Annotated in this window: 16 protein-coding genes; 4 read left to right on the forward strand and 12 right to left on the reverse strand. The window is 70.2% G+C overall.

Annotated features, from left to right (window positions below; genetic code table 11):
- Positions 1–46: 46 nt before the first annotated feature.
- Genes NM203_RS10625 through NM203_RS10635 form a run of 3 tightly spaced genes read right to left on the reverse strand, consistent with a single transcriptional unit; the run spans position 47 to position 2,930 of the window.
- The gene (locus tag NM203_RS10625) at positions 47–649 is read right to left on the reverse strand and encodes a TIGR02234 family membrane protein (protein WP_255059846.1); all 603 of its coding nucleotides are present in this window, start codon (positions 647–649) and stop codon (positions 47–49) included.
- Positions 646–2,172, reverse strand: coding sequence for an anthranilate synthase component I (locus tag NM203_RS10630; RefSeq protein WP_255059847.1), 1,527 nt, complete (start codon positions 2,170–2,172; stop codon positions 646–648). The genes NM203_RS10625 and NM203_RS10630 overlap by 4 nt, the downstream gene beginning before the upstream one ends.
- A 38-nt stretch (positions 2,173–2,210) precedes the next feature.
- A complete protein-coding gene (locus NM203_RS10635) occupies positions 2,211–2,930 on the reverse strand; it encodes a phytanoyl-CoA dioxygenase family protein (protein WP_255059849.1) in 720 nt (239 codons plus the stop codon).
- Positions 2,931–3,009: 79 nt separating this feature from the next.
- Here NM203_RS10635 and NM203_RS10640 point away from each other — a divergent pair, with 79 nt between their 5' ends.
- Both NM203_RS10640 and NM203_RS10645 read left to right on the forward strand, forming a co-directional pair.
- Complete coding sequence (locus NM203_RS10640) at positions 3,010–3,474, forward strand: peroxiredoxin (RefSeq protein ID WP_255059850.1); 465 nt, start codon at positions 3,010–3,012, stop codon at positions 3,472–3,474.
- A complete protein-coding gene (locus NM203_RS10645) occupies positions 3,471–4,268 on the forward strand; it encodes an ABC transporter ATP-binding protein (RefSeq protein WP_255059851.1) in 798 nt (265 codons plus the stop codon). The genes NM203_RS10640 and NM203_RS10645 overlap by 4 nt, the downstream gene beginning before the upstream one ends.
- 19 nt (positions 4,269–4,287) lie before the next feature.
- Here NM203_RS10645 and hisI read toward each other — a convergent pair whose 3' ends face one another.
- The 8 genes from hisI to hisD are packed head-to-tail and all read right to left on the reverse strand — an operon-like array spanning position 4,288 to position 10,648.
- Positions 4,288–4,632: a phosphoribosyl-AMP cyclohydrolase gene (gene hisI / locus NM203_RS10650; RefSeq protein WP_255059852.1), complete on the reverse strand. Its 345-nt coding sequence runs from the start codon at positions 4,630–4,632 to the stop codon at positions 4,288–4,290.
- Positions 4,632–5,405: an imidazole glycerol phosphate synthase subunit HisF gene (gene hisF, locus NM203_RS10655; protein WP_255059853.1), complete on the reverse strand. Its 774-nt coding sequence runs from the start codon at positions 5,403–5,405 to the stop codon at positions 4,632–4,634. Before hisF ends, hisI begins: the two co-directional genes overlap by 1 nt.
- Complete coding sequence (locus tag NM203_RS10660) at positions 5,405–6,220, reverse strand: inositol monophosphatase family protein (RefSeq protein WP_255059854.1); 816 nt, start codon at positions 6,218–6,220, stop codon at positions 5,405–5,407. The genes hisF and NM203_RS10660 overlap by 1 nt, the downstream gene beginning before the upstream one ends.
- 5 nt (positions 6,221–6,225) lie before the next feature.
- Complete coding sequence (priA, locus tag NM203_RS10665; protein ID WP_255059855.1) at positions 6,226–6,963, reverse strand: bifunctional 1-(5-phosphoribosyl)-5-((5-phosphoribosylamino)methylideneamino)imidazole-4-carboxamide isomerase/phosphoribosylanthranilate isomerase PriA; 738 nt, start codon at positions 6,961–6,963, stop codon at positions 6,226–6,228.
- A gap of 1 nt (position 6,964) precedes the next feature.
- Positions 6,965–7,585, reverse strand: a complete 621-nt coding sequence (gene hisH, locus NM203_RS10670; protein ID WP_255059856.1) for an imidazole glycerol phosphate synthase subunit HisH — start codon at positions 7,583–7,585, stop codon at positions 6,965–6,967.
- Positions 7,582–8,202 carry an imidazoleglycerol-phosphate dehydratase HisB gene (gene hisB / locus NM203_RS10675; RefSeq protein ID WP_255059857.1) on the reverse strand — a complete coding sequence of 207 codons (621 nt, stop codon included), beginning with the start codon at positions 8,200–8,202 and terminating at the stop codon, positions 7,582–7,584. Before hisB ends, hisH begins: the two co-directional genes overlap by 4 nt.
- Entirely contained in the window at positions 8,199–9,338 is a 1,140-nt protein-coding gene (locus tag NM203_RS10680; protein ID WP_255059858.1) for a histidinol-phosphate transaminase, read from the reverse strand. The genes hisB and NM203_RS10680 overlap by 4 nt, the downstream gene beginning before the upstream one ends.
- The gene (gene hisD, locus NM203_RS10685; protein WP_255060400.1) at positions 9,335–10,648 is read right to left on the reverse strand and encodes a histidinol dehydrogenase; all 1,314 of its coding nucleotides are present in this window, start codon (positions 10,646–10,648) and stop codon (positions 9,335–9,337) included. The genes NM203_RS10680 and hisD overlap by 4 nt, the downstream gene beginning before the upstream one ends.
- Before the next feature lie 102 nt (positions 10,649–10,750).
- Here hisD and NM203_RS10690 point away from each other — a divergent pair, with 102 nt between their 5' ends.
- Together NM203_RS10690 and NM203_RS10695 are read left to right on the forward strand one after the other, a co-directional pair.
- Positions 10,751–11,173: a nitroreductase family deazaflavin-dependent oxidoreductase gene (locus NM203_RS10690; protein ID WP_255059859.1), complete on the forward strand. Its 423-nt coding sequence runs from the start codon at positions 10,751–10,753 to the stop codon at positions 11,171–11,173.
- 44 nt (positions 11,174–11,217) lie between these two features.
- Positions 11,218–11,853: a LysE family transporter gene (locus NM203_RS10695; RefSeq protein WP_255059861.1), complete on the forward strand. Its 636-nt coding sequence runs from the start codon at positions 11,218–11,220 to the stop codon at positions 11,851–11,853.
- Here the strand turns inward: NM203_RS10695 and NM203_RS10700 are convergent.
- Complete coding sequence (locus NM203_RS10700) at positions 11,843–12,868, reverse strand: alcohol dehydrogenase catalytic domain-containing protein (RefSeq protein ID WP_255059862.1); 1,026 nt, start codon at positions 12,866–12,868, stop codon at positions 11,843–11,845. The two genes, NM203_RS10695 and NM203_RS10700, sit on opposite strands and share 11 nt — an antisense overlap.
- Positions 12,869–12,873: the final 5 nt, after the last annotated feature.

Raw genomic sequence — 12,873 nt, forward strand, 5'->3', positions numbered from 1 at the left:
CTCGGATTGTCATGTTCGAGGGTAGCGGCCTGCGCCGCACGGGCTGTCACCGGCCCTCGTTGTCGCCGCCGGTCGGATCCCGGCCCTCGTCCAGCGCGTCCCACATCATCCGTTCCGACATGTCCTCGTCCACACCGCCGGACCGCGCCGCGTCCCGTCGCGCCCCCGGTGCCACGTACTTCGTGGAGCCCGCGGCCCGTCCGCCCCCGGACCTGGCGACCCGCAGGAGCAGCACGGCCCCCGCAAGCGCGCAGGCCGCGGCCGCCACCGTCAGGCCCGCTCCCCAGTGGTGACGTTCGGTGGAGACCAGATCGGCGACGGGGACCTCGGCGAGTTGGGCGGACCGCACCGCGATGTCGTTGACGGCCCAGAGCCCGATGCCCAGGTAGCCCATCCCGGCGCTGGCCACCGCCACCAGCAGGGCGAGCAGCCGCAGCGCCCAGCCCCGCACGGCGAGCGCGGCGAGCGCCGCGGCGAGGACCAGCAGGGCCAGCGGGACGAGTGCCGTCGACCACTGCGCCCCCGACAGCGTCGTCGTCTTCGGGTGTCCGAGGCCGTCGAACGAGGTGATGTCCACCCACGCCATCCGCGAGGCGCCCCACAGCGCCAGACCGGCCACCGCGAGCAGCACCTGGGCCATGCGCATCACGGTTCGGTGAGTGTCTCTGCCGCGGCGATGGCGCTGAGGACCGCTCTGGCCTTATTGGCGGCCTCGGTGTACTCGTAGGGCCCGTTGGAGTCGGCGACCACACCCCCGCCCGCCTGGACGTAGGCCGTGCCGTTGCGCATGAGCGCGGTGCGGATCGCGATGGCGAAGTCCGCGTTGCCCGCGAAGTCGAGGTAGCCGAGGACTCCCCCGTAGAGCCCGCGCCGGGTCAGTTCGACCTCCTCGATGAGCTCCATGGCGCGCACCTTGGGAGCTCCGGACAGCGTGCCCGCCGGAAAGCACGCCGTCACGGCGTCGAGCGCGGTTCTGCCCTCGGCGAGTTGCCCGGTCACGGTGGAGACCAGGTGCATCACGTGGCTGTAGCGCTCGATGTGGCTGTAGTCCTCGACCTTGACCGTGCCGGGTACGCAGACCCGCCCGAGGTCGTTGCGGCCCAGGTCGACGAGCATCAGGTGCTCGGCGCGCTCCTTCTCGTCGGCGAGGAGTTCCTTCTCCAGGAGGACGTCCTCCTCCTCGCTCGCGCCGCGCCACCGCGTTCCTGCGATGGGATGGGTGGTCGCCTTGCCGTCCTGCACTGTGACGAGTGCCTCCGGACTCGATCCCACGATCGAGAAGTCAAGCTCGCCAACATCGTTCGGCACGTTCAGCAGGTACATGTACGGGCTCGGATTCGACACCCGCAGCATGCGGTAGACGTCGATCGGATCGACGTCGGTGTCCATCTCGAAACGCTGCGACGGCACCACCTGAAAGGCCTCGCCCGCCTCGATGTCACCGACGAGCTTCTCGACGATCGCCGTGTACTCCTCGACGGTCCGCTGCGCGCGGTGCACGGGCGCCGGCCTGCGGAACGACGCGACCGTCGAGCGAAGCGGCTCGCCGAGCGCCGTCGTCATGACGTCGAGGCGCGCGACGGCGTCGTCGTAAGCCCAGTCCACGCGCTCGTCGGTACCGTTCCAGTTCACCGCGTTGGCGATGAGCGTGATGGTGCCCTCGTGGTGGTCGACGGCCGCGATGTCGGTCGCGAGCAGCAGAAGCATGTCGGGCAGGCCCAGATCGTCGGTCGCGAGTTCGGGCAGGCGCTCCAGCCTGCGCACCATGTCGTAGGCGAAGAATCCGACCAGGCCCCCGGACAGCGGCGGGAGGCCGGACGGCGTCCCCGTGGCCAGCAGGTCGAGCGTCTGACGCAGTGCCACCAGCGGGTCGCCGCCGTGCGGGGCGTCCCTGGGCGTGATACCCAACCAGCCGGCTTCGCCGTCGCGCACCGTGAGCGCGGACGGGGCGCCCGCGCCGATGAACGACCACCGCGACCACGACCGCCCGTTCTCGGCGGACTCGAGCAGGAAGGTGCCGGGCCGGTTGGCAGCGAGCTTGCGATAGGCGGACAGCGGGGTCTCGCTGTCCGCGAGCACCTTTCGCGTCACGGGGACCACGCGGTGTTCGGCGGCCAGCGCCCGGAATTCCTCGCGCGTGGTCGTGACGGCGAGGTCTGCCTGTAACTGCACGCGTCGATTGTCCCAGACCCTCGACGCTCACCCGCACATCAGGCGGTGAAGACGCAGCCCAGCGGCGTCCCGGTCGAGGGCGACAACGGCGAGGTCAGCGGTACCGGGCCCTGCGCCATGAAACGGGGCTCGCGACCCCGGTGAACGTCGGCGGCGTGCACGGTGAACGGGTGCACGACGTATACGTCGCCGGGGCCACCGGTCGCGCGGACCACCGGACACCCCTCGCTCGCCTCGGCGACCACCGACGCGGCTGCGACGAAGTCGACGGGCGCCTCCGTGAGCGCAGCGGCCACCCGGTGGTGCGATCCCGAGCGGATGCGGGTCGGGGCGTCGTCCGGGCCGACGTCGGAGAGCAGGGTGAGCAGCAGCAGCGTGTGCGGGCGCCCCGTCACCGCCCAGGACCCGTCGGGCAGCGGGGTGTTGGCGTCGACGTGCCAGCCGCGGTCGTCGGCCGGTGGCGACACCGGAAAGCGGACCGGGATGTTGCCCAGCGCGCCGCGCGGCAGCCAGCCGCCTGCTCCGCACACGGCGTCCAGCGCCGTTGCCACCGCGCGACTTCGAGCGAGTTCGCCGAACGGGCCGGCCCCGGTGAGGTCGGCGACCCAGCGCACCGGCTCGGTCCACTCGTCGGGCTCGTCGGGCGACCACTCCAACTGCTCCCACAGCAGTGCCCTCGCCGCGTCGGCCACCTCGCGCGGAACGGCGCCCTCGACCTTGAGGAAGCCGCTCGCCGTGAACGCGTCGATATCCACCATCGCGCTCGACGCTGTCACGGTATCGGCGTCGCGCGCCAATGATTTTCGCGGCGGGGTTCTCGGGCGTAGCGTGCGGGGAATGAAACGTGGTGACAAGGTTGCCGAATTCGAACTGCCCGACCAGACGGGCGCCCCGCGCAGTCTGACGAGCCTGCTCGCCGACGGCCCGATCGTGCTGTTCTTCTACCCCGTGGCGATGACGTCGGGGTGCACCAAGGAGGCCTGCCACTTCCGAGACCTCGCCACGGAGTTCGCCGCGGTCGGCGCCAGCCGCGTGGGCATCTCCACCGACGCGGTCGCCAAGCAGGCGCAGTTCGCCGAGCAGCACAAGTTCGACTACCCGCTGCTGTCCGACGTTGGCGGGGCGGTAGCCACGCAGTTCGGCGTGAAGCGAGGCCTGCTGGGCAAGTTGATGCCCGTCAAGCGCACCACGTTCGTCATCGACGTCGACCGCTCCGTGCTCGAGGTGATCGCCAGCGAGCTGTCGATGGACACCCACGCCGACAGGGCGCTGGAGGTGCTGCGCCAGCGCCAGTCGGCATGAGTCAGTCGGTCCTCGAGCTGACGGACGTCACGTTCCGCCGCGACGGCAAGCAGATCATCGACGGTATCTCGCTGCTCGTCGGCGAAGGCGAGCACTGGGCGCTACTGGGGCCGAACGGTGCCGGCAAGAGCACCCTGCTGGGATTCTGTGCGGCGGTGACGTTTCCGACGTCCGGCACCGTGCGGGTGCTCGGCAAGCAGATGGGTCGCGTCGACCTCGCCGACCTTCGGCACTCGATCGGGCACGTCAATCCCCGGCATCGCCTGCAGTATTCGCTGACCGTGCGCGACGTAGTGCTGACCGGCATCACCGCCACCATCGACCTGCCGATGCGCTGGGCGCCGACGGCCGCCGACGTGGCCCGCGCGGACGCGATGATCGCCTCCGTCGGGCTCCGCGCCCGTGCCGAAGACACGTGGCCGACGCTGTCGCAGGGTGAGCGCGGACGGACGCTGATCGCGCGGGCGTTGATCTCCGAGCCGCGCCTGCTGCTGCTCGACGAGCCGACCACCGGTCTCGACGTGGCGGCTCGCGAGCAACTCCTCGAGACCATGGACGCACTCGACGACACCCACCCCGAGGTGGCGTCGATCCTCGTCACCCACCACCTCGAGGAGCTCCCCACCACGACGACGCACGCGCTGCTGATCGCCGACGGCCGCACGGTGGCGTCCGGTCCCGCCCGCGAGGTCGTGACCACCGAGAACGTCAGTGCCGCCTTCGATCACCCGGTCGTCGTGGGGTTCGACGAGGGCCGCTGGACGGCGCGGGCGAAGGCCAGTCGGATCGTCTAGAGCGTGGCGGGTCGCCTGACTACTCGGGCGCCAGCAGTTCGTCGGCGTCGAAGCAGGTGTGGTCGCCGGTGTGGCACGCCGCGCCGACCTGGTCGACCTCGAGCAGCACGGTGTCGCCGTCGCAGTCCAGCCGCACCGAGTACACGTACTGGGTGTGCCCGGACGTCTCACCCTTGACCCAGTACTCGCCGCGCGACCGCGAGTAGTACGTGCCCCTTCGGGTCGCCAGCGTACGGGCGAGGGCCTCGTCGTCCATCCACGCCACCATGAGCACCTGACCGGTGCCGCGCTCCTGGGCGACCGCGGCGAAGAGTCCGTTGGCGTCGCGCTTGAGCCGCGCGGCGATATCGGGATCCAGTGCCATCAGCGCACCTCGATGCCTTCCTCCGCCATCGCCGCCTTCACCTGGCCGATGGTCAGCTCGCGGAAGTGGAACACGCTGGCGGCCAACACCGCATCGGCACCCGCCTCGACCGCGGGAGCGAAGTGGTCGATCGCTCCGGCGCCGCCGCTCGCGATCACCGGGACGGTCACCGCGGAGCGCACGGCCTTCAGCATCGCGAGGTCGAAGCCGGCCTTGGTGCCGTCGGCGTCCATCGAGTTGAGCAGGATCTCGCCGACACCGAGTTCGGCGCCGCGCCGGGCCCACTCGACGGCGTCGATACCGGTGCCCGTCCGACCGCCGTGCGTGGTGACCTCCCAGCCCGACGGCGTCGGCTCGGCACCGTCGGGAACCGTGCGCGCGTCCACCGACAGCACGATGCACTGCGAGCCGAAATGGCGTGACAGTTCGGCGAGCAACTCGGGACGGGCGATCGCCGCGGTGTTCACCGAGACCTTGTCGGCACCCGCGCGCAGCAGCGTGTCCACGTCGGCGACCGAGCGCACTCCCCCGCCGACCGTCAGCGGGATGAAGACCTGCTCGGCGGTGCGTCGCACCACGTCGAGCATCGTGGCGCGCCCCGACGACGACGCGGTCACGTCGAGGAAGGTCAACTCGTCGGCCCCCTCCGCGTCGTAGGCAGCCGCCAGTTCGACGGGATCGCCCGCATCCCTGAGGTTCTCGAAATTCACGCCCTTAACGACGCGGCCGTCATCGACGTCGAGACACGGGATCACCCGCACGGCGACACCCATCAGAAGTCCTCCACATCGCCGACCGAGCGGATCAGGTCCAGCAGTTGACCGTGCGTGCCGGGATTCGCGGCCAACGCCGAGGGGCAGTCGACCGTCCAGTCGTTTCCGGCCAGGTCGGTCACGACGCCGCCTGCGGACCGCATCAGCGCGACGCCCGCAGCGTGGTCCCAGACCTTCCCGCTGAAACTGATGGCGCCCGCCAGAATCCCCGCGGCGGCGTAGGCGAGGTCCACGCCGGTGGCGCCGTGCATGCGCATGCGGGAGCACCGACGACTGAGGTTCTCGATGACCGCCAGGCGGTACCGACCGGGCACCCGGCCGCGCGAGTCCACGTTGAACGTCGTCAGCCCGACGATCGCATCGGCCAGTTCGATCGACTCCAGCGGTGGCTGATCAACACCGTTGCGTCGCAGGGGCTTGCCGACGACACCGGTGTACCGCTCGTCGGTGAAGGGCAGCCAGGTCAGTCCCGCCACCGGCTCACCGTCGCGGACCAGGCCGAGCAGGATGGCGGCCATCGGCGACCCGGCGGCGTAGTTGAACGTGCCGTCGATCGGATCGAGCACCCACACCAGCGGCGAGTCCAGCGGCGCTCCGCCGAACTCCTCCCCGTGCACGCCGATTCCGGTGGCGGACTGAAGTGCGTCGACCACCTGCCGTTCGATCGCGAGATCGACCTCGGTGGCGAAGTCGTTGCCCTTCTTCTGCACCGCGGACTCGGCGCCGCGGCCCGCCAGGAACGGGCCCGCCGCCTCGTCCAGAATCGCCGCGGCCGTGGCCACCAGTCCGTCGAGATCGGCCTCGTCCAGTGCCACTCGCGCTACCGGCTCACGGCGTCGAGCGCCTCGGGCAGCGTGAATCGTCCCGCATAGAGCGCCTTTCCGACGATCGCACCCTCGACACCGCGGTCGGTCAGCGTGGCGATGGCGCGCAGGTCCTCAATGCTCGACACCCCGCCCGAGGCGATCACCGGGGCGTCGGTGCGCTCGGCGACGCCGGCCAGCAGATCGAGGTTCGGCCCGTTGAGGGTGCCGTCCTTGGTGACGTCGGTGACGACGAACCGCGTGCACCCCTCGCTGTTGAGTCGGTCGAGCACCGGCCACAGGTCGCCGCCGTCGGTCTCCCAGCCGCGTCCGCGCAACCGGTGCTGGCCGTCCACGATCTTGACGTCCAGGCCGACGGCCACCTTGTCACCGTGCTCGGCGATCGCCTTCGCGCACCACTTCGGGTTCTCCAGTGCGGCGGTGCCGAGATTCACCCGCGCGCAACCGCTGTCGAGCGCCGCCGTCAGGGACGCGTCGTCACGGATGCCGCCGGAGAGTTCAACGGCCACATCGAGTTTGCCGATCACCTCGGCGAGCAACTCGCGATTCGAGCCGCGCCCGAACGCCGCGTCGAGATCCACCAGGTGGATCCACTCGGCGCCGTCGCGCTGCCAGCCCAGGGCGGCGTCGAGGGCCGAACCGTAGTCGGTTTCACTCCCCGCTACACCCTGCACCAGTCGCACCGCCTGGCCGTCGACCACGTCGACGGCCGGAAGCAGAATCAGTGGAGTCACATCACAGCCCTTCAACCCAATTGCTCAACAACGTCGCGCCCGCATCGCCACTCTTCTCGGGGTGGAACTGCGTCGCCGACAGCGGCCCGCATTCGACCGCGGCAAGGAACGGTACGTGATGGGTGGCCCACGTCAGCACCGCGTGCTCATCACCCTCCCAGGCCTGTGCGGCGTAGGAGTGCACGAAGTAGAACCTGGTGTCGGCGTCGATGCCCTTGAACAGCGCGCTGCCCGCACCCGCTGAGACGACGTTCCATCCCATGTGCGGCGTCACCGGCGCGTCGATCTTCACCACCGAGCCCGGCCACTGCCCGCACCCCGCCGTCTCCACGCCGAACTCGACGCCGCGGGCGAACAGGATCTGCATGCCGACGCAGATGCCGAGCACCGGGTGCCCTGCGGCCAACCGGTCGGCGATGATGCGCTCGCCGTCGATTCCGCGCAGGCCCTTCATGCAGGCCTCGTACGCGCCGACGCCGGGAACGACGAGCCCGTCCGCTGCCGCCGCGGCGGCGGGGTCGGAGGTGACCTCTACTGTGGCGCCGACCCTTTCGAGGGCACGCTGAGCCGACCGGAGATTGCCGGACCCGTAGTCCAGGACAACCAGGGACTTCTTGGTCACAGGCTGCCCTTGGTGGACGGCACGCCGGTCACCCGCGGATCGGGCTCCACGGCCTGGCGCAGTGCGCGGGCCACGGCCTTGTACTCGGCCTCGGTGATGTGGTGCGGGTCGCGGCCGTACAGTGTCCGCACGTGCAGCGCGATGCGCGCGTTGAACGCGATCGACTCGAATACGTGGCGGTTGATCACGGTGTGGTACGGCGCGCTCGATCCGGCGATGGTGAACTGCACCATGAAATCGGGCTCGCCGGTGTGCACGAAGTACGGCCGGCCCGAGACGTCGACAGCGGCGTGCGCCAGCGTCTCGTCCATGGGGATGTACGCGTCGCCGAAGCGGCGGATGCCCTTCTTGTCGCCGAGCGCCTCGCCGAGCGCCTGGCCGAGCACGATCGCGGTGTCCTCGACGGTGTGATGGCCCTCGATCTCGATGTCGCCCTTGGCGTGCACCGTCAGGTCGAAGCTGGCGTGACTGCCGAGCGACGTGAGCATGTGGTCGAAGAACGGCACCCCGGTGCTGATGTCGGTCTTCCCGGTACCGTCGAGGTCGATGTCGACGACGATGTCGGATTCCTTGGTCGTGCGTTCGACCCTTGCGCGGCGGTTGGCCAGGACGGTCATGCGGGAGCTCCTCGCAGGCTCTGCTCTGCTGTTACGAGTTCGGTGTCGGCCAATGCGGCGCTCACGTCGAGGAGAGCGTCGTTCTCCTCGGCCAGGCCGGTGGTGGCCCGCAGGAAACCGGGTACGCCGACGTCGCGGATCAGCACGCCGGCATCGAGGTAGCGCTGCCATGAGGCGGGCGCGTCGGCGAAATCGCCGAAGAGCACGAAGTTCGCATCGCTCGGGATCACCCGGAAACCCATGTCGGACAGCGATTTCGACACCCGATCGCGTTCGGCGATCAGCAGCGCGACGCTCCCGAGCGTGTCGTCCGCGTGCCGCAGTGCCGCGCGCGCCGCGGCCTGTGTGAGGGACGACAGGTGGTAGGGCAGCCGGACGAGCAGCAGCGCGTCGATCACCGCAGGATCGGCCACCAGGTAGCCCAGCCGGCCACCGGCGAACGCGAACGCCTTGCTCATGGTGCGGGTGACGACGAGCTTGGCCGGGTAGTCGGCGATGAGCCGCACGGCGCTCGGCTGCGATGAGAACTCGCCGTACGCCTCGTCGACGATCACGATGCCGGGTGCCTCGTCGAGCAGGCGCCGGAGGTCGTCCAGCGGAACGCTCTGTCCCGACGGGTTGTTCGGGCTCGCAAGGAAGACCACGTCGGGGCGGCGCGCGGCGATCGCGTCGACGGCGACCTCGACGTCCAGACCGAAGTCATCGGCGCGGGCGGCCTCCAGCCAGTCGGTCTGGGTGCCGTCGGAGATGATCGGGTGCATCGAGTACGACGGCACGAAACCGATGGCGCTGCGCCCCGGACCACCGAACGCCTGCAGCAGCTGCTGCAGGATCTCGTTGGAGCCGTTGGCCGCCCAGAGGTTGTCGACGGTCAGTTCGACGCCGGTCCGCGCACTCAGGTAGGCGGCCAGATCGGCGCGGAGCTGGACGGAGTCGCGATCGGGATAGCGGTGCAGGTCCGCTGCCGCGTCGCGCACCGAGGCCGCGACGTCGTCGATGAGCGCCTGTGTCGGCGGGTGCGGATTCTCATTGGTGTTGAGCCGCACCGGAACCGACAGTTGCGGTGCCCCGTACGGCGACTTGCCGCGCAGGTTGTCCCGCAGCGGCAGGTCCTCCAGGGTGATCCTGCGCGTCACGACTCGAACCTCCGTCGAACTGCCTCTCCGTGCGCCGGCAGGTTCTCCGCCTGCGCGAGCGTGATCACGTAGCCCGACACGTCTTTCAACGCGGCCTCGGTGTAGTCGACGAGGTGGATGCCCCGCAGGAACGTCTGCACCGAGAGGCCGCTGGAGTGCCGCGCGCACCCCGCCGTCGGCAGCACGTGGTTGGACCCTGCGCAGTAGTCACCGAGGCTGACCGGCGACCACGGCCCGACGAATATCGCACCCGCGGAACGGATCCGGCCCGCCACCGCGGAGGCGTCGACGGTCTGGATCTCGAGGTGCTCGGCTGCGTAGGCGTTGACGACGCGCACACCGGCGTCGACGTCGTCGACGAGCACGATCGCCGACTGCCGACCCGTCAGGGCCGCTGTCACGCGCTCGCGGTGCACGGTGGTGGCGACCTGCGCGGCGACTTCGGCGGCCGCGGCATCGGCGAGGTCGGTGCTGGTCGTGACGAGCACCGATGCGGCCATCTCGTCGTGCTCGGCCTGGCTGATCAGGTCGGCGGCGATGTGCGCGGGATCCGCGGAGTGGTCGGCGAGGATCGCGATCTCGGTGGGACCGGCTTCGGCGTCGATGCCGACCTGCGATCGGCAGATCCGCTTGGCGGCGGTGACGTAGATGTTGCCGGGGCCGGTGATCATGTCGACGGGGGCGAGCTCACCGCCGTCGGTGTCGGTCCCGCCGTAGGCCAGGAGCGCGACACCCTGCGCGCCGCCGACCGCCCACACCTCGTCGACGCCGAGCAGTGCCGCGGCGGCGAGGATGGTCGGGTGCGGCAGGCCGCCGAACGCGGCCTGTGGCGGGCTCGCGATGACCAGGGAGTCGACACCGGCGGTCTGCGCGGGCACCACGTTCATCACGACGCTCGAGGGGTAGACCGCGTTGCCGCCGGGGACGTAGAGCCCTACGCGTTCGACGGGCACCCACTTCTCCGTGACGGTTGCACCGGCCGCGAGCGTCGTCGTCGTGTCGATGCGGCGCTGGTCGGCGTGCACGATGCGGGTGCGCTCGATGGCCACCTCGAGGGCGATGCGTACATCCGGGGCGAGTTCAGCGAGGGCGGCGGCCAGGCGTTCGGCGGGTACGCGAACGGTGTCCGGACGCACGCCGTCGAAGGACTCGCCGTACTCGAGCGCCGCGACGGCGCCGCGTTCGACGATCGCGTCGACGATCGGACGGACCTTCGGCACCACCGAGTCGACGTCGACGCCGCCTCGCGGCAGCACCGCGCGCAGGTCCGCCGTCGACAGGCGTTGACCGCGTAGATCGATGCGCGACATGCGGACGGGCGGAGCCGCCCCTGCGGCGACATTGGACTCCGTGGGATTTCCTCGCACTGGTTTATTGTCCCAGAGCAGTACAAATCGAATACGGAGGCCGTCATGTCAGCGCCAGAATCTCGGGAAACACATCCCAACAACGCGCCCGGCGTGCCCATGCTCATGCCGGTGTGGCTCGAGCGTGCGCAGATCAAGTACTTCAACCCGCTGGTCAAGCCGTTCTCGAAGTGGATGCCCGGCTTCGCGGTGATCAAGCACCGTGGCCGGACGTCCGGCAAGGACTTCGAGACGATCGTCACCGCCTACCGCAAGAACGATCTGGTGGCGATCGGTCTCATGCACGGCAAGACCAACTGGGTGAAGAACGTGCTCGCCGCCGGCGAGGCCGATATCCGCGTGGGCCGCAAGGACCTCCACCTGGTCAATCCACGCGTGCTCCCCGCGGGCACCGTCGACCCCGCCCTGCCTTCGGTGCCCGCCAAGCTCGCCAAGCGCCAGGGCACCTTCGTCGCCGACATCGCCTGACAACTCGGTTGAGCTGAGGCGACGCCGCCTGCGACACTGCGGGCATGGCGTGGGAACTCTGGTTGGCGTTCGTCGGCGCCGCGATCCTGATCGCGGTGTCGCCGGGAGCGGGCGCGATTCAGTCGATGGCGACCGGTCTGACACACGGCGTCCGCCGCGGGTACTGGAGCATCCTCGGGCTCGAGATCGGTTTGATGCTCCAGTTGGCGCTGGTGGCCGTGGGCCTCGGCGCGATCGTGACGGGGTCGATCGTCGCCTTCACCGTCATCAAGTGGGTCGGGGTGGCCTATCTGCTCTACCTGGCCGTCAGGCAGTGGCGCACGGCGACGGCCGACCTCGGCGACCGGATGGCGGCCTCCACCAGCGGAGGCCGGGCGTCGCTCGTCGTCCGGGGCTTCCTGGAGAACGCCACCAACCCCAAGGGCCTGGTGTTCTTCCTCGCCGTGCTGCCGCAGTTCGTGGTGCCGACGGCGCCGCTTCTGCCGCAGTACCTCGCGATCGGCGCGACGATGGTCGCCGTCGACCTCGTCGTCATGGGGCTGTACTCGGGACTGGCCGTGCGCTTGCTGGCATGGATGCGCACGCCGCGCCAGCAGACGATCGTGAACCGGGTCTTCTCCGGCCTCTTCGCCGCGGCCGCCGTCGTGCTCTCCCTGGTCCGCAGGACCGCTACCGCCTGACGTAGACGGTCTTGCCCGCCATCGCCGGCCACGTCTCCTCAGCGGCTTCCCACGGTACGACGTTCTGCACGACGGGCGCGAGATCGGCGGTGGCCGAGAGTGTTTCGAGGATGTCGGGGATCACCGCGCGAGCGTTGACCCGGCCGGTGACCAGGCGGACCCCGCGGGTGTACATGTGCAGCATCGGCAGTTCCACCGAGCCCAGGTAGATACCGGTGTCGGTGCAGACGCCGTCGGGCCAGGTGGCGCGCAGCGCGGCCAGCAGCGTGGCGGGGTCGGCGGTGGTGTGCACGGTGACCGGGTACGGGTTCCACGCCTTGTCGGGTGTCGGGCGGTCGTGCACGGTGGCGCCGAGTTTCTCGGCGATCGCCAACCGCCCCGGATCGGTGTCGACGTAGTCGACGCGCGCACCCAGGGCGGCCCCGAAGGCGGCCGCGTAGAGGCCTATCGAGAGTCGGCCGAGCACGAGCACGCGACGATCGGCCTCCTCGAGGCCCGCCAGTTCACGGCCGTACGGGCCGACTGCGCGCCAGCCGTCGGGGATGTTGTCCGACATCGAGGCGATGGCCACCGGGTCGACCCCGGCGGGCGCCGGCACCAGCATCGCGTCGGCGAACGGCACCGACAACAGATCGGCCATGAACCCCCCGCCGTCCAGTCCCGCCAGCGGAGCCATGCCGTACATCGCCATCAGCGGCAGCGACGCGCACGACCCGGTGGCGCCGCGCGAGCACGCGGCGCACGTGCCGCAGTTGATCTGGAAGGGGACGACGACGCGGTCGCCGACAGTGACGCCGGAGACCTCGTCGCCGACCGCCACCACCTCGGCGACACCTTCGTGGCCGAGGGCGTGCCCCGGCGCCATCGGGAGCCGACCCTCGGACACCGCGACGTCGAGGTCGCAGCACGCCACCGCGATCGGTCGTACCAAAGCCGCTGTGCCCGAAATGATCTCGGGATCGGGAACCTCTCGCCAGCTGCACGAGTCCGGTGCGTCGAGCATCAGTTGCCGCACGGCAA

Source organism: Mycolicibacterium arenosum, assembly GCF_024320865.1.
Taxonomy (GTDB): domain Bacteria; phylum Actinomycetota; class Actinomycetes; order Mycobacteriales; family Mycobacteriaceae; genus Mycobacterium; species Mycobacterium arenosum.